The organism is Variovorax sp. Soil_C_39, from assembly GCF_057656815.1.
On record NZ_JBDGJQ010000003.1, the window covers coordinates 310,896 to 325,061 of the forward strand.

General features: G+C 69.1%; 15 protein-coding genes. 11 read left to right on the forward strand and 4 right to left on the reverse strand.

What is annotated here, in order from left to right; genetic code table 11:
* Window positions 1–13 precede the first annotated feature (13 nt).
* The 5 genes from trmD to hisC all read left to right on the forward strand — a co-directional run bounded on the left by trmD (window position 14) and on the right by hisC (window position 4,302).
* A complete protein-coding gene (gene trmD, locus AC3A6J_RS09460) occupies window positions 14–760 on the forward strand; it encodes a tRNA (guanosine(37)-N1)-methyltransferase TrmD (RefSeq protein WP_487859672.1) in 747 nt (248 codons plus the stop codon).
* A gap of 123 nt (window positions 761–883) precedes the next feature.
* The gene (rplS, locus tag AC3A6J_RS09465) at window positions 884–1,264 is read left to right on the forward strand and encodes a 50S ribosomal protein L19 (protein ID WP_487859673.1); all 381 of its coding nucleotides are present in this window, start codon (window positions 884–886) and stop codon (window positions 1,262–1,264) included.
* A 153-nt stretch (window positions 1,265–1,417) separates the two neighbouring features.
* Window positions 1,418–2,137, forward strand: a complete 720-nt coding sequence (locus tag AC3A6J_RS09470; protein WP_487859674.1) for a CoA pyrophosphatase — start codon at window positions 1,418–1,420, stop codon at window positions 2,135–2,137.
* 49 nt (window positions 2,138–2,186) lie between these two features.
* Window positions 2,187–3,188, forward strand: a complete 1,002-nt coding sequence (locus tag AC3A6J_RS09475; RefSeq protein WP_487859675.1) for a CobD/CbiB family protein — start codon at window positions 2,187–2,189, stop codon at window positions 3,186–3,188.
* Window positions 3,189–3,213: 25 nt separating this feature from the next.
* Window positions 3,214–4,302, forward strand: coding sequence for a histidinol-phosphate transaminase (gene hisC, locus AC3A6J_RS09480; protein ID WP_487859676.1), 1,089 nt, complete (start codon window positions 3,214–3,216; stop codon window positions 4,300–4,302).
* Between the two features lie 5 nt (window positions 4,303–4,307).
* On the opposite strand, the gene rsgA is transcribed toward hisC, so the two are convergent.
* From rsgA to AC3A6J_RS09495, 3 genes are read right to left on the reverse strand one after another with little or no spacing between them, the layout of a single operon-like run.
* Complete coding sequence (rsgA, locus tag AC3A6J_RS09485) at window positions 4,308–5,264, reverse strand: ribosome small subunit-dependent GTPase A (protein WP_487859677.1); 957 nt, start codon at window positions 5,262–5,264, stop codon at window positions 4,308–4,310.
* Window positions 5,265–5,279: 15 nt separating this feature from the next.
* The gene (locus AC3A6J_RS09490) at window positions 5,280–5,627 is read right to left on the reverse strand and encodes a 4a-hydroxytetrahydrobiopterin dehydratase (RefSeq protein ID WP_487860047.1); all 348 of its coding nucleotides are present in this window, start codon (window positions 5,625–5,627) and stop codon (window positions 5,280–5,282) included.
* 36 nt (window positions 5,628–5,663) lie between these two features.
* Window positions 5,664–6,929 carry a M48 family metallopeptidase gene (locus tag AC3A6J_RS09495; protein ID WP_487859678.1) on the reverse strand — a complete coding sequence of 422 codons (1,266 nt, stop codon included), beginning with the start codon at window positions 6,927–6,929 and terminating at the stop codon, window positions 5,664–5,666.
* A gap of 71 nt (window positions 6,930–7,000) precedes the next feature.
* On the opposite strand from AC3A6J_RS09495, the gene orn reads away from it, so the two are divergent.
* From orn to AC3A6J_RS09525, 6 genes are all read left to right on the forward strand, one after another.
* Entirely contained in the window at window positions 7,001–7,597 is a 597-nt protein-coding gene (gene orn / locus AC3A6J_RS09500; protein WP_487859679.1) for an oligoribonuclease, read from the forward strand.
* Window positions 7,598–7,832: 235 nt separating this feature from the next.
* Window positions 7,833–9,713 carry a DEAD/DEAH box helicase gene (locus AC3A6J_RS09505; protein ID WP_487859680.1) on the forward strand — a complete coding sequence of 627 codons (1,881 nt, stop codon included), beginning with the start codon at window positions 7,833–7,835 and terminating at the stop codon, window positions 9,711–9,713.
* A 212-nt stretch (window positions 9,714–9,925) separates the two neighbouring features.
* The gene (locus AC3A6J_RS09510) at window positions 9,926–10,999 is read left to right on the forward strand and encodes an NAD/NADP octopine/nopaline dehydrogenase family protein (RefSeq protein WP_487859681.1); all 1,074 of its coding nucleotides are present in this window, start codon (window positions 9,926–9,928) and stop codon (window positions 10,997–10,999) included.
* Window positions 10,989–11,993 (forward strand): 3-hydroxybutyryl-CoA dehydrogenase, encoded by a 1,005-nt coding sequence (locus AC3A6J_RS09515; protein ID WP_487859682.1) that lies wholly within the window; start codon window positions 10,989–10,991, stop codon window positions 11,991–11,993. Before AC3A6J_RS09510 ends, AC3A6J_RS09515 begins: the two co-directional genes overlap by 11 nt.
* A complete protein-coding gene (locus AC3A6J_RS09520; RefSeq protein WP_487859683.1) occupies window positions 11,990–12,790 on the forward strand; it encodes an alpha/beta fold hydrolase in 801 nt (266 codons plus the stop codon). Before AC3A6J_RS09515 ends, AC3A6J_RS09520 begins: the two co-directional genes overlap by 4 nt.
* The gene (locus AC3A6J_RS09525; protein WP_487859684.1) at window positions 12,787–13,665 is read left to right on the forward strand and encodes a quinone oxidoreductase family protein; all 879 of its coding nucleotides are present in this window, start codon (window positions 12,787–12,789) and stop codon (window positions 13,663–13,665) included. The genes AC3A6J_RS09520 and AC3A6J_RS09525 overlap by 4 nt, the downstream gene beginning before the upstream one ends.
* On the opposite strand, the gene AC3A6J_RS09530 is transcribed toward AC3A6J_RS09525, so the two are convergent.
* Window positions 13,662–14,150 (reverse strand): MarR family winged helix-turn-helix transcriptional regulator, encoded by a 489-nt coding sequence (locus AC3A6J_RS09530; RefSeq protein WP_487859685.1) that lies wholly within the window; start codon window positions 14,148–14,150, stop codon window positions 13,662–13,664. The two genes, AC3A6J_RS09525 and AC3A6J_RS09530, sit on opposite strands and share 4 nt — an antisense overlap.
* Window positions 14,151–14,166: the final 16 nt, after the last annotated feature.

A 14,166-nucleotide genomic window follows, 5' to 3' on the forward strand; every position in this document is an offset into this window, starting at 1 on the left:
CGGGCTCGCGCGCATGCGCTTCGACGTTCTCACGCTCTTTCCCGAGCTGTTCGCGCCTTTCATGGCCGCGGGCGTGACGCGCCGTGCCTACGAGTCAAAACAGGTCGAAGTCGTGCTCTGGAACCCGCGCGATTTCGCGCAAGGCAACTACCGGCGCGTGGACGATCGTCCGTTCGGCGGCGGGCCGGGCATGGTCATGATGGCCGAGCCGCTCTCGGCCTGCCTCGATGCGGCGCTGGCCGCGCGCGGCACGCCGGCACCGGTCGTGCTGTTTTCGCCGATTGGCGACGTGCTGCGGCACGAGGCGGTCGAACGCTGGTCCGCGAGCGACGGCGCCGTGCTGGTCTGCGGGCGCTACGAGGGAATCGACCAGCGCTTCATCGACACGCGCGTGACCCACCAGGTGAGCCTCGGCGACTTCGTGCTGTCGGGCGGCGAGATCGCGGCCATGGCGCTGCTCGATGCGGTGGCACGGCTGCAGCCCGGCGTGCTGGGCGACGAGGCCAGCCATGTGCAGGACAGCTTCAATCCCTCGCTCGACGGACTGCTCGACTGCCCGCACTACACCCGGCCCGAGCAGTGGAACGGGCAGGGCGTGCCGGCGCCGCTCCTGTCGGGCCACCACGTCCAGATCGAGCGCTGGCGCCGCGACCAGCGGCTCGCGATCACCGCGGCCCGGCGTCCCGACCTGATCGACGCCGCGCGTACCGCGGGCCGGCTGAGCAAGGCCGACGAGACGGCGCTCAAAAAAAAGCTATAATCCTTGGTTCTCCGATCCTCTGCCCGGCCGCGCCTGGGTTTCGTCTTCGGCTTCTTTCGAAGCAGCCGACAAAACCCAAGGGCGCCTTTTGTGTAGCGCGAGCACGATCGACATCAGGAAATCATGAACCTCATCCAGACCCTCGAGCAGGAAGAAATTACCCGTCTCGACAAGAAGATCCCCGACTTCATGCCCGGTGACACGGTCATCGTCAGCGTGAACGTCGTCGAAGGCAGCCGCAAGCGCGTGCAGGCCTACGAAGGCGTCGTGATCGCCAAGCGCAATCGCGGCCTCAACAGCGGCTTCACGGTGCGCAAGATCTCGAGCGGCGAAGGCGTGGAGCGTACGTTCCAGACCTACAGCCCGTTGATCGCCGGCATCGAAGTCAAGCGCCGCGGCGACGTTCGCCGCGCCAAGCTGTACTACCTGCGCGAGCGCAGCGGCCGCTCGGCACGTATCAAGGAAAAGCTGCCGGGCAAGCGCGCAGCAGTGGCTGCCAAGTAAGCCGTTCTTCTGCCGTGCAAAAAGCCGCCCTCTGGCGGCTTTTTGCGTTGTGCGCTGTGCAGGCCTTTCCGCGAAAAGACAGCACAGCAGTTTCGGGTTCTACTCCTTCACCAGACAGCCAGCTACCACTTGACCACCCCCGCCGACCCCTCCATGCAGCTCGAGCCCGCCGAACCCGTCAATGCCGTGGTGCCGCCCACGCTGCTCGTGGTCGACCCGCGCAAGGCGCCGGTGGTCGGCGGTCCGGATGGCCTGCCCGCGGTTGACGTGGCCGAGTTGACGGCCGAGGCGCTGCGCCGGCGATTCGCCACGCCCCCCGAGTGGATGCCCGAGCTGCGCCGCGAGCCACGCCTGAGCGACCGCACGCCGGCCCAGGCGGCGGTGCTGGTGCCAATCGTCCAGCGTCCGGAAGGCCCCACGGTGCTGCTGACCGAACGCACCGCGCACCTGTCGAACCATTCGGGCCAGGTAGCGTTCCCGGGCGGGCGCGTCGACCCCGAAGACGCGAACGTCGCGGCGGCGGCCCTGCGCGAGGCCTGGGAAGAGGTGGGCCTCTCGGCGCAGTTCATCGAGGTGCTCGGCAGCCTGCCGACCTACACGACGATCACCTCGTTCGTCGTGACGCCCGTGGTCGCGCTGGTGAAGCCGCCCTTCGAACTCACACTCAATCCCTACGAAGTAGCCGCCGCCTTCGAGGTGCCGCTGGCCTGGCTCATGGACCCCGCCAACCATCGCCGGCACACGGTGCCGGCCCCCGACGGCACGCGCCGCGAGTGGTATTCGATGCCCTACCAGGATGGCGCCGAGGAGCGCTTCGTCTGGGGCGCCACGGCGGGCATGCTGCGCAACCTCTACCGCTTCCTGATCGCCTGATGGTGAGCGCCGGCGTGAAGCGCCGGGGCGCCCTCGCTATCATCGAAGGATGAGCTTCTTTGCCATCCTGTGTGCGTTGCTGATCGAGCAGGTGCGTCCGCTGGCGCCACACAACCCGGTGTACGGCGGCGTGCTTTCCTGGACCCGCTGGACCAGCCGCAACTTCGATGCCGGCAAACCGCACCACGGATGGGTCGCATGGGGGCTCGCGGTGCTCATGCCCACGTTTGCAACGCTGGGCATCCACTGGCTGCTGGTGCTCACGCTCGGACTGCCGTTCGCGGTGCTCTGGAGCGTCGCCGTGCTCTACGTCACGCTGGGCTTCAGGCAGTTCAGCCATCACTTCACCGGCATCCGCGATGCGCTCGACGAAGGCGACGAGCCGCTCGCGCGCTCGCTGCTCGCCCATTGGCAGGGCGTGGACGCGGCCGAGTTGCGGCGCAGCGAGATCGTCCGTCGCGTGATCGAGCATTCGGTGATCGCCGCGCATCGCCACGTGTTCGGCGTGCTGGCCTGGTTCTCTGTGCTCGCGGCGCTGGGCCTCGGTCCGGCCGGCGCGGTGTTCTACCGCATGAGCGAATTCGTCGCGCGCTACTGGGCCCACAAGGACGGCGCGGCGGTGCAGCCCTCGAGCGTCTCGGTGCAGCGTGCCGCCGAGGGCGCCTGGCATGCGATCGACTGGCTCCCGGCGCGCATCACCGCGCTGGGCTTTGCCGTCGTCGGCAGCTTCGAGGAGGCCATCGACTGCTGGCGCAACGACGCGCGCCGCTTCGCGAGCGAGAACGACGGCGTGATCCTCGCGGCCACGTCTGGTGCGGTCAACGTGCGGCTCGGCGGGGGGGCGCTGCGGCCGATTCCGCTCGCTGATGCGCTCTCGCGCGCCCAGGCCGGCGATTCCTTGGCCGACGACCGCCGGACCGACAGCGGCAGCACGCCCGGGCGCGAGCCCGAGCCGGGTCACCTGCGCAGCGTGGTCGGCCTGGTCTGGCGCTCGGTGGTCATGTGGATGGTGCTGCTGGCCCTTCTCACGCTGGCCCGCCTGCTCGGTTGAGCGGGCTGCTCGCCACCACGACGCCATGGCGACCTCCGTGCCGACCTTCTGGAGCCCGCGCATCGGCGCGCTCGAACCCTACGTGCCCGGCGAGCAGCCGCGCATCGCCGACCTCGTCAAGCTCAATACCAACGAGAACCCGTATCCGCCGTCGCCGCGCGCGGTCCACGCGATCCGCGAGGCGGCTGCCGAGGGACTGGAGCGCTACCCCGATCCAAGCTCGCTCGCCCTGCGCGAAGCCGTGGCCCGGCGGCATGGCCTGGACGTGGCGCAGGTCTTCGTGGGCAATGGTTCGGACGAGGTGCTGGCACACGCCTTCTTCGCCTTCTTCCAGCAGGCCGAGCCGCTGCTCATGCCCGACGTGAGCTACAGCTTCTACCGCGTCTATGCGCAGCTCTACGGCATCGCCTGCGAGCTGCTGCCGGTCGACGCGCAGTTGCGCATCGACGCCGAGGCGATGGCGTCGCGCGCGGCCAGCGGCTGCGCCGGCCTGGTGATTGCGAACCCGAATGCGCCCACGGGGATCGGCCTTCCGCTCGAGCGCATCGAGCGGCTCGCCGCCGCCTGCCCCGAACGCGTGGTGCTGGTCGACGAGGCCTACGTCGATTTCGGCGGCGAGAGCGCCATGCCGCTCATCGCCTGCCATCCGAACCTGCTCGTGGTCCACACCCTGTCGAAGTCGCGCTCGCTCGCGGGCCTGCGGGTCGGCTACGCCTGCGGCCAGTCGCACCTGGTCGATGCGCTGGTGCGCGTGAAGGACAGTTTCAATTCCTATCCGATCGACCGCCTCGCCTCGGCGGGCGCGGTGGCGGCGCTCGACGACGAGGCCTGGTTCGAGCGCACGCGCCGCCAGGTCATGGACGCGCGCGAAGGGCTGTGCCTGCAGCTCGAAGACCTGGGCTTCGAGGTGCTGCCTTCGCAGGCCAATTTCGTTTTCGCCCGCCACCCGGGGCGCGACGCGGCCGAACTCGCGGCGCTGTTGCGCGAGCGCGCGGTGCTGGTGCGGCATTTCAGGCAGCCGCGCATCGCGCAGCACCTGCGCATCAGCATCGGCACGCGCGACCAGTGCAGCCTGCTCGTGCAGCGTCTGCAGGAGATTCTCCAGGCGCCCTGAGCGGTTCAGTAGCGCGTCTGGCTCAGTTCGGCGAACAGCTCGCCGTAGATTCGGTAACGCGTGGCGCTGATCGGGGCCGGCTTCCCGGGCGCGTCGACATTCGCGATGACGCCGCACCCCGGCTCGTGCAGGTGCGTGCAGTTGTAGAACTTGCATTCCTGCGCATGCTCGGCGATGTCCGGCATCAGTCCCGCCAACTGCATCGGGGCAATGTGGTTGAGACCGAATTCCTGGAACCCCGGCGAATCGATGAGGCCTGTGGTGCGCGCCTCGTCGACCCAGTACCAGGTGGTGCTCGTCGTGGTGTGCTTGCCCGAATTGAGCGCCTGCGAGATTTCGTTCGTCAGCGCGGCGGCACCCGGCACGAGCAGGTTCACGAGCGTGCTCTTGCCTGCGCCCGAGGGGCCCAGCACCAGGGTGCGCTTGCCCGCGAGCAGTGCCATGAGCGTGGCGCGGTCGGCGTCGCCCGTGGCCGTGAGCGACAGCGGCAGCACGCCTTCATGCATGCGCCGGTACGGTGCGAGTCGGTTCCATGCGCGCTCGAACGGCACGGCCAGGTCGCGCTTGTTGAGCGCGATGATCGGCACGATGCGCTCGGCCTCGGCCGCGATCAGTGCGCGGGCCAACTGGTGCTCCGAAAACTCCGGTTCGGCCGCGATCAGGATCAGCACCTGGTCGAGGTTGGCCGCGAACGACTTGGTGCGGATCTCGTCCTGCCGGTAGAAGAGGTTGCGCCGCGGCACGACCTCTTCGATCGTGCCCTCGTCCTCGCTGGCCTGCCAGCGCACGCGGTCGCCGACCACGGCCTGGCTCTTCTTGCCGCGTGGATGGCAGATCAGCCGTTCGCCCGCAGGCGTCTCGACCAGGCAGTGGCGTCCGTGGCTCGCGACGACCAGGCCATCGTGCAGGGTGCGGGCGGCGCCCGCGGCGCCCTTGGCGGGGGTGCGGGGCGGCTTAGCCAAAGGCGCGAGCCCTCGTCACGGCGCGGGCCCGGCCACCAGCGCGTCGGCCTGGCGTGCGCACTCGAAGTCGGTGCTCGAGATGCCGCCGACGTCGTGCGTGTTGAAGCGCACCACGCAGCGGTTGTAGTGCACCGACAGGTCGGGATGGTGGTCTTGCGTATGGGCGACGAAGGCCAGCGCATTCACGAAGGCCATGGTCTCGAAGTAGTTCGCGAAGCTGAAGGTCTTTTCGATCGCAACGTTGGCGCCGTCGCCATTGAGCTTCCATCCGTCGAGCTTGGCGAGACCCGAGACGATCTCGGTGGCGCTCAGTGCCTGGCGGGTAACGCCCTTCCAGTCTTTGGGCTTGAACATGCTGCTCATGGTGTCGGCTTTTTCTTCGCGAGAGGTGGGAGTCATTCAGGCGGCCTGCATGCGCGCGAGGCGCTCGGAGGCCGGTGGGTGGGAGTAGTAGAACTTGACGAACACAGGGTCGGGCGTGAGCGTCGACGCGTTGTCCTGGTAGAGCTTCAGCAGCGCAGCGGAGAGATCGGCGCTGCTGGTCTGCGCCACCGCATAGGCGTCGGCCTCGAACTCGTGTTTGCGCGACAGCCGGGCCGCGAGCGGCGCGACGAAGAAGCCGAACACCGGCACCGCGAGCATGAAGAGCAGCAGCGCGAGCGCGTCGTTCGGCGCCGTGGGCGCCATGTTCGGCTGTACGCCGAGCCCGCCGTAGAACCAGGCCTGTGTCGACACCCAGCCCAGCAGCGCGAAGCCCGCCAGGCTCAGCGCGAACATCGAGGCGAGCCGCTTCACGATGTGGCGGTGCTTGAAATGGCCGAGCTCGTGCGCGAGCACCGCCTCCATCTCGGCCGCATTGAGCTGGCGCAGCAGCGTGTCGTAGAAGACCACGCGCTTGCTCGCGCCGAAGCCCGTGAAGTAGGCATTGGCATGCGCGCTGCGCCGGCTGCCGTCCATCACGAACAGCCCCTTGGCGCGAAAGCCGCAGCGCTTCATGAGCGCGGTGACGCGCTCCTTGATGGTGGGATCGTCGAGCGGCTTGAACTTGTTGTAGAGCGGTGCAATGAACATCGGATAGACGATCATCAGCAGCAGGTTGAAGCCCATCCATGCCGCCCAAGCCCAGAGCCACCACAGCGTGCCGGCCGCGCCCATGATCCACAGGATCAGCGCGGCGATCGGCAGCCCGATGGCTGCGCCGATCAGCGTGGAGACGGCCGTGTCGCGCAGCCAGAGCCGCCAGCTCATCTTGTTGAAGCCGAAGCGCTCCTCGAGCCGGAAGATCTGCCACAACGTGAACGGCAGCTCGAGCAGCGCGCCGATCGCCGCGAATGCTGCGAGTAGCGCGAGCTGCTGCACCATGCCGCCACCGAGCCACGCCACGAGCAGCTTGTTGAGCAGGTCGAGGCCGCCGAGCAGCGTCCAGCCGAGCAGCACCGCCGTGCCCCAAGCCATCTCGACCATGCCGAAGCGCGCCTTGGCCACGGTGTAATCGGCGGCCTTCTGGTGGGCCTCGAGCGTGATCTTGTGCTCGAAGGCGGGCGGCACCGCGTTGCGGTGGCGCGCCACGTGGCGCACCTGGCGCGAGGCGAGCCAGAACTTCACGACGAGCCCCGCGACGAGTGCAGCGGCGAAGGCGGCGGTGAAGATGAGTGAATAGGACATGACCGGCGAGTTTAGGGCGTGTTGCCGCCCGCCGGGTCCGCAGCGCGGAAGCCATCGGCGACAATCCGGGCATGCTCGAATCCCTGGACCCCACGACCGGCGGCGCACTGCCGGTGCTGAAGAAAAGCGACCAGAACCTGGTCTGGCTCGACTGCGAAATGAGCGGGCTCGACCCCGAGAAGGAGCGCCTGCTCGAGATCGCCGTGGTCGTGACCGGCCCCGACCTGAGCCCCCGCATCGACGGCCCCGTGCTCGTGATCCACCAGAGCGATGCCGTGCTCGACGCCATGGACGCCTGGAACAAGGGCACGCACGGCCGCAGCGGCCTGATCGACAAGGTGAAGGCCTCCACCCTCGACGAAGCCACGGCCGAACTGCAGCTGCTCGAGTTCATCGCGCGCTATGTGCCCAAGGCCGGCTCGCCGATGTGCGGCAACACCATCGGGCAGGACCGGCGCTTCCTGGTCAAGTTCATGCCCAGGCTCGAGGCCTATTTCCACTACCGGAACCTCGACGTCAGCACCCTCAAGGAGCTGGCCAAGCGCTGGAAGCCCTCGGCCTACAGCGCGTTCAAGAAGCAGCAGGCGCATACCGCGCTGGCCGACGTGCACGAATCCATCGAGGAGCTCGCGCACTACCGTGAAACCTTCTTGCGTTTGACGGATTAGGTAAAAACCCCGATCCGTGCCATAATCGTTGGCTTCGCTGGTCGACAGGTTTTTTTCGGCCAGCGTCTCTTGCATCTCCCTATCTTGCACACCGCGCCCGATCGCATCCGCTGATCAAAAAGGGCCGCAGCCTCCGGCGAAATCCGGAAGTTGAATGTCGTTGGATGGTTGATGTTTTTAACCACCAACGGGGCGCCGCCTACGGCAGCGCTCGCGTTTGAGATTGACAAATCACATGACCGACGCTTTTGAAGCGCAGGGCGAGTTCGCGCCTGTGCAATCCACCAACAACAACGAATTCATCGCCGCTCCGGACACCGCGTCCGAGTCGCCGATCCTCGAGGCACTCGACGCCGCGCTGCCCGAAGCGGCCGTGGCCGAGGCGCCCGTCGCACCGAACGGTTTCGTCCGGCTCGGTCTCGCGCCCGAACTCATCGCCGCCGTGGCCGACCTGGGTTTCACCCAGCCCACGACCGTGCAGGACAAGGTGATCCCGCTCGCCATGGGCGGTGAAGCCGGCCAGGACGGCAAGGCCCGCTTCGTCGACCTGATGGTCTCGAGCCAGACCGGCTCGGGCAAGACCGCAGCCTTCCTGCTGCCGGTGCTGCACACGCTGCTCAAGCGCCAGGCCGAAGCCGAAGAGGCCGCCAAGGCCGAATACCAGCGCCTGGCTGCCGAAGCCGCCGCGCGCGGCGAAGCCGTGCCCAAGAAGGCGAAGCGCAAGGACCCGACCAACGCGCGCCACTTCAAGGCCGCCACGCCCGGCGCCCTGATCCTGTGCCCGACGCGCGAGCTCGCGCAGCAGGTGGCGCACGACGCCATTGAGCTGGTGCGCCATTGCCGCGGCCTGCGCGTCGCCAACGTGGTGGGCGGCATGCCCTACCAGCTGCAGATCGCCAAGCTGCAGAACGCCGACCTCGTGGTTGCCACGCCGGGCCGCCTGCTCGACCTGCAGCGCTCGCAGCAGCTCAAGCTCGACCAGGTCAAGTTCCTGGTCGTCGACGAAGCCGACCGCATGCTCGACCTCGGCTTCTCCGACGACCTGGCCGAAGTCAACCAGCTCACGATCGAGCGTCAGCAAACGATGATGTTCAGCGCCACCTTCGCGCCGCGCATTCAGCAGCTGGCTCAGCGCGTCATGCGCGAGCCGCAGCGCATCACCATCGATAGCCCGCAAGAGAAGCACGCCAACATCAAGCAGTCGCTGTACTGGGCTGACAACAGCCAGCACAAGCGCAAGCTGCTCGACCATTGGCTGCGCGACACCAGCATCAACCAGGCGATCGTGTTCGCCAGCACGCAAGTCGAGTGCGACGGCCTCGCCAACGACCTGCAGCAAGAAGGCTTCAGCGCCGTCGCGTTGCACGGCGCCCTGAGCCAGGGCCTGCGCAACCGCCGCCTGATGGCACTGCGTCAAGGTCAGGTCCAGATCCTGGTGGCCACCGACGTTGCTGCCCGCGGCATCGACGTGCCGACCATCACGCACGTCTTCAACTTCGGCCTGCCGATGAAGGCCGAGGACTACACCCACCGCATCGGCCGCACCGGCCGTGCCGGCCGCGATGGCCTGGCCATCACGTTTGCCGAATTCCGCGATCGCCGCAAGATCATGGACATCGAGCAGTACAGCCGTCAGCAGTTCAAGGCGGAAGTGGTTGCCGGCCTCGAGCCGCAGCAGCGCATGCCGCAGTCGCGCCCGCAGGGCGACTTCGGCGGCCGTGGCCGCGACAACAACAGCGGCCCGCGTGGCGACCGCAAGTTCGGTGGCGGCGGCAATGCAGGCGGCCCGCGCGGCGGCTATGCCGGCGCCAGCGGCTTCAACGACCGCCGCGGCGCCCCGGCCGGCCCGCGTGGCTTCCAGGGCCAGAACGCCGGCTTCGGCGGCGGTGGTGCCCGTGAAGAGGGCGGCGGTGGCGGCTACGGTCGCAAGCCGGGTTGGGGCGGCGACAACGCCGCACCGCGCGGCGGCCGTGGCGACGGCGGCTTTGCACCGCGTGAAGGCTTCGCACCCCGCGAGGGCTTCGCACCCCGCGGCAATGGCGCAGGCCATGGCGGCCCGGGCAAGGTCTTCGTGCCGCGCGACGCCCAGAAGCGCGCCTTCAAGCCCACGCGCTGATCCCCTCCAGGGCGGCCTGCGGGCCGCCCGCACCCGAGAAAGCCCGGACTTCGCGAGAAGTCCGGGCTTTTCCTTTGCGGGTTTCCGCGGGGGCCGCAGTCACGGAAGTTGGTTGACACATGAAACGATGAAAAGTAATGTATTGAGGCATTTACTTCTCCGGTCCGCACCGCGGCTGCCGGTTCATCGACATCTGCCTTCAAATTCCGAACATGAAAATTGCGATTCTTGGCGGTGGCCATGGGGCCTACGCGGCGGCCGCGGACCTCTCCGAAGCGGGCCATGAAGTGCGGCTGTGGCGCCGCGATGCGGCAGCGCTCGAGCCGGTGGTGCAGGCGGGCGCCATCACGCTGAAGGATGCCGACGGCGCGCGCGAGGTGCCGCTGGCCCTGGCCACCGGCGATATCGCCGCGGCATTGAAGGGCGCGGAACTCATCGTCGTTCCCACCCCGGCGATCGCGCAGCACGACATCGCGCTGGCCATGGCGCCGCACCTCGCCGACGGCCAGGTGGTGTTCCTGCCGCCCGGCACCTTCGGCAGCTACGTGATGGCGCGCACCGTGAAGGCGGCAGGCAGCCGTGCCGACGTGGCGTGGGCCGAGACCGGCACCCTGCCATACCTGGCGCGCAAGCACGGCGAGCGCGAAGTGAACGTCACCATCCGTGCGATCCGGCTGCCCACCGGCGTCTATCCTGCGCAGAAGGAAGCCGAGGCGATCGAGGTGATCCGCCAGGCCTACCCTGCGGTGCACGGCTGCGGCAATGCGCTCTCGGGCGCGCTGATGAATGCCGGCCCGGTGATCCATCCGCCGCTCATGGTGATGAACGCCGCGCCGCTGCAGCACTTCGAGCGCTGGGACATCCACAACGAAGGCACGCAGCGCGCGGTGCGCGACGTGACCGACCGGCTCGACCAGGAGCGCATGGCGGTGCGCGAAGCCTTCGGGCATGCGGCGCCGCACTATCCGCTGGCCGACCACTACAACAACGACCAGTGGATGTACGGCGATGCGCACAAGAAGCTCGTCAAGTCGGGCGACTGGCGCGAGCACATCGACCTGCACACCCACCGCTACATCACCGAGGACACCGAACTCGGCCTGGCTTTCCTGGCCTCGGCCGCGCGCCATGCGGGCGTGGATGCGCCGATCGCGCACGGCCTGCTGGCCATCGTGGGCGGCTTTCTCGGCCGCGACCTGCGCCGCGGCGCGCGCACCTTCGAAAGCCTGGGGCTGGCCGACCTGAGCGCGGCCGACCTCCAGCAAAGGCTGCACGATGGCGAATGAAGCCGCGCTGCCCCGCTTTGCGGCCGTCGGCGCGGGCCGCATGGGGCGCGGCATCGCGATCGCGTTCGCCTATGCGGGTCACCGCATCGCATTGATCGACCTGCGCCCGCGCAGCGACGAAGCCTGGCAGCGGCTGCAGGCCGAGGCCCGGGCCGAGATCGAGGCCAGCCTCTCAGGGCTGGCGCAACTCGGCGTGATCAACGCCGCGCAGGCCGAGGCCATCGCGGCGCGCGTGCACCTCGTGAATGCGGCCGACGCGCCGCAGGCCCTGGCGGCCGCCGAGCTGGTATTCGAAGGCGTGCCCGAGACGCTCGAGGCCAAGCGCGAGGCCTTCGAGCAGCTCAACCGGCATTGCCGCGACGACGCGATCCTCACGTCGACCACGAGCAGCATCCTCGTCACGCAGCTCGCGGCGCTCGTGCGGCGGCCCGAACGCTTCCTCAACATGCACTGGCTCAATCCGGCCTACGTGATTCCGGTGGTGGAGCTCAGTTGCCACCCGGGCACCGACGCCGCCGTGCTCGCGCGCACCAAGGCGCTGATGGAGGCCATCGGCAAGCTGCCGGTGGTCTGCGGCGCATCGCCGGGCTACATCGTGCCGCGCCTGCAGGCGCTGGTCATGAACGAGGCCGCACGCATGATCGAGGAGGGCGCCGCCACCGCCGAGGAGATCGACAAGGCCACGCGCTACGGTCTCGGCCTGCGCTTCGCGGCGCTCGGCGTGGTGGAGTTCATCGACTTCGGCGGCTGCGACATCCTGCACCACGCGAGCCGCGAGATGTCGGCCTCGCTCGATGCGGGGCGCTACACCGCGCCGGCCATCGTCGGGCGCATGGTCGAAGAGGGGCGGCTCGGCCTCAAGAGCGGCAGCGGCTTCTACGACTACGAAGGCCGCGACGTGGCCGCCTACCGGCGCGACGTGCTCTCGCGCACGCTCGGCGAACTGAAGCACGCGGGCCTCTGGCGCGCGCCCGCCGCCGACACCCTGCCATGACGATCCGCCGCGCCTTCGCCGATCTGTCGGTGGGACAGGTGCACTACGCGGCGTGTGGCGACATTTACGCGCCACCCGTGCTGCTGCTGCACCAGTCGCCGCGCAGCTGGGCCGAATACCGCGCGGTGCTGCCGCTGCTGGGTGCGCGCTACCGCGCCATTGCGATGGACACCGCGGGTTTCGGCGACTCCGACGACGGCGGCGCGCCTGCGAGCATCGCGCAATGGGCGCGCGTGGCCTGCGAGTTGCTCGACGCGCTGGGCATCCTGCGCGCCGACGTGGTCGGCCACCACACGGGTGGGGTCGTGGCGCTGGAAATGGCGGCTGCGTTTCCCGAGCGCGTGCGCAGCCTCGTGTTGTCGTCGACGCCTTTCACCGACGAAGCCTTTCGCCGCGCGCGGGCCGAACGTCCGCCCATCGACGAAGTCGCGCCCAGCGAAGACGGCATGCATCTCGCGGCGCTCTGGCAGAAGCGCCAGGGCTTCTATCCGCCGGGCCGCCCCGACCTGCTCGAAGCCTTCGTGCGCGATGCCATGAAGGTCGGCCATCGGCTCGAGGAAGGGCACCGCGCCGTGGCGTCGTACCGCATGGAGACGCGCATCGCCCGCGTGACGCAGCCTGCGCTCATCGTGCGCGCCACGGCCGATCCGTTCGCCGCGCCGCATGCGGCGGAGCTGCAGCAGCACCTGCCGCAGGCGCGCATCGTCGACATCGAAGGCGGCATGGTGCCGCTGCCCGACCAGATGCCCGGAGCCTTCGCGCGCACGGTCGCCGACTTCCTGTCGACGCTGCCATGAAGGCCGTGCGCATCCATGGCTTCCATGCCGCGCCGGTGCTCCAAGAAGCCGCCGATCCACTGCCGCGCGCCGGACGCACCCTCGTGCGCATGCAGGCGGCCACGGTCGGCCACATCGACCGCACCGTGTGGCGCGGCAGCTTCCTGCGCCATCCGCCGATGCCGTACATACCGGGCGTGGAGGCCGCGGGCATCGTGGTCGCGAGCCAGCGCTACGCGGCGGGCCAGCGCGTGTGGCTGCGCGGCGGCGGGCTCGGCACGCTCTTCGACGGCACCTGGTGCGAACTCATCGACGCGCCCGACGAAACCCTGGGCCTGCTGCCCGATGCCGTGCCGATGGCGCTGGGCGCGGCTTTCTTCTCGCCGTGCACCTCGGCCTGGGTCGCGCTGCACGAGGTCGCGAAGCTGCAGCCGGGCGAGCGCGTGCTCGTGACCGGCGCGAGCGGTGCGGTCGGATCGCTCGCAATGCAATTGGCGCGCGATGCCGGCTGCACCGCGTCGCCGGTCGATCCCGATGGGCCGCCGCCGGGCGAGGGCACAGCCGACCTGCTCGTCGACACCGTCGGCGGCGACGTGCTCGCGAAGGTATTGCCGGCGGTGCGTCCCGGTGGCCGCGCGGTGCTGGTCGGCTACACCGCGGGGCCGTTGCTGCAGCTCGACATCGCTCATTTCCTGCAGCGCGACGTGGCGCTGCTGCCGCTCAACATGTTCCGGCGCGAAGCCGCGGGCCGTGCGGCGGCGCCCGACCTGCTCGCGCGGCTGGCCGACGGGCGGCTGCACCTCGATGTGACGCCGTTCGCGCTGGCCGATGCGGGTGCGGCGCTCGAATGGATCGCGCAGCGCGGACACCGCGGCCGCGCGGTGCTGGTGCCCTAGCTTTCCTCGCCCGCGGCCTCGGCCTCGCCGGTCGGCACATGGACATGCAGCTCGATCATCTGCCGCAGCGTCTGCTTGAGCTCTTCGGCACGCCGCAAGCCGAACGGCTCGAGCACCCGGCGCTCGTGTTCGCGCGCGAGTTCCATCAGGTGCTCGACCGCGTGCAGCCCCTTGCGCGTGATGCGCACCAGCGTGATGCGGCGATCACTCTCGTGGGGCAGCCTCTCGACCTGGCCGCGCGCTTCCATGCGGTCGAGCAGCCGCGTCACGGTCGGCTGCTTGGTCACCGTCACCTGCGCGAGCTGGCCGATGCTGACCGGCTCGCTGCCGGCGAGCGACGCCATCACGCGCCACTCCGACACCGAGAAGCCGTGCTGGCGCGCCACCTCGTGGAACTCCGACGAAATCAACTGGCTCGCCTGCGCCAGCAGGGCCGGCAGGTAGTCGTCGACGAAGCGGTGCGTCTCAGCAGCAGGCTCGGCCATGAAGGCACCTCACAAC

Coding starts and splice junctions, on each gene's coding strand:
- trmD (WP_487859672.1), top strand. CDS start 14: ATGCGCTTCGACGTTCTCACGCTCTTTCCCGAGCTGTTCGCGCCTTTC.
- rplS (WP_487859673.1), top strand. CDS start 884: ATGAACCTCATCCAGACCCTCGAGCAGGAAGAAATTACCCGTCTCGAC.
- AC3A6J_RS09470 (WP_487859674.1), top strand. CDS start 1,418: ATGCAGCTCGAGCCCGCCGAACCCGTCAATGCCGTGGTGCCGCCCACG.
- AC3A6J_RS09475 (WP_487859675.1), top strand. CDS start 2,187: ATGAGCTTCTTTGCCATCCTGTGTGCGTTGCTGATCGAGCAGGTGCGT.
- hisC (WP_487859676.1), top strand. CDS start 3,214: ATGGCGACCTCCGTGCCGACCTTCTGGAGCCCGCGCATCGGCGCGCTC.
- AC3A6J_RS09490 (WP_487860047.1), bottom strand. CDS start 5,627: ATGAGCAGCATGTTCAAGCCCAAAGACTGGAAGGGCGTTACCCGCCAG.
- AC3A6J_RS09495 (WP_487859678.1), bottom strand. CDS start 6,929: ATGTCCTATTCACTCATCTTCACCGCCGCCTTCGCCGCTGCACTCGTC.
- orn (WP_487859679.1), top strand. CDS start 7,001: ATGCTCGAATCCCTGGACCCCACGACCGGCGGCGCACTGCCGGTGCTG.
- AC3A6J_RS09505 (WP_487859680.1), top strand. CDS start 7,833: ATGACCGACGCTTTTGAAGCGCAGGGCGAGTTCGCGCCTGTGCAATCC.
- AC3A6J_RS09510 (WP_487859681.1), top strand. CDS start 9,926: ATGAAAATTGCGATTCTTGGCGGTGGCCATGGGGCCTACGCGGCGGCC.
- AC3A6J_RS09515 (WP_487859682.1), top strand. CDS start 10,989: ATGGCGAATGAAGCCGCGCTGCCCCGCTTTGCGGCCGTCGGCGCGGGC.
- AC3A6J_RS09520 (WP_487859683.1), top strand. CDS start 11,990: ATGACGATCCGCCGCGCCTTCGCCGATCTGTCGGTGGGACAGGTGCAC.
- AC3A6J_RS09525 (WP_487859684.1), top strand. CDS start 12,787: ATGAAGGCCGTGCGCATCCATGGCTTCCATGCCGCGCCGGTGCTCCAA.
- AC3A6J_RS09530 (WP_487859685.1), bottom strand. CDS start 14,150: ATGGCCGAGCCTGCTGCTGAGACGCACCGCTTCGTCGACGACTACCTG.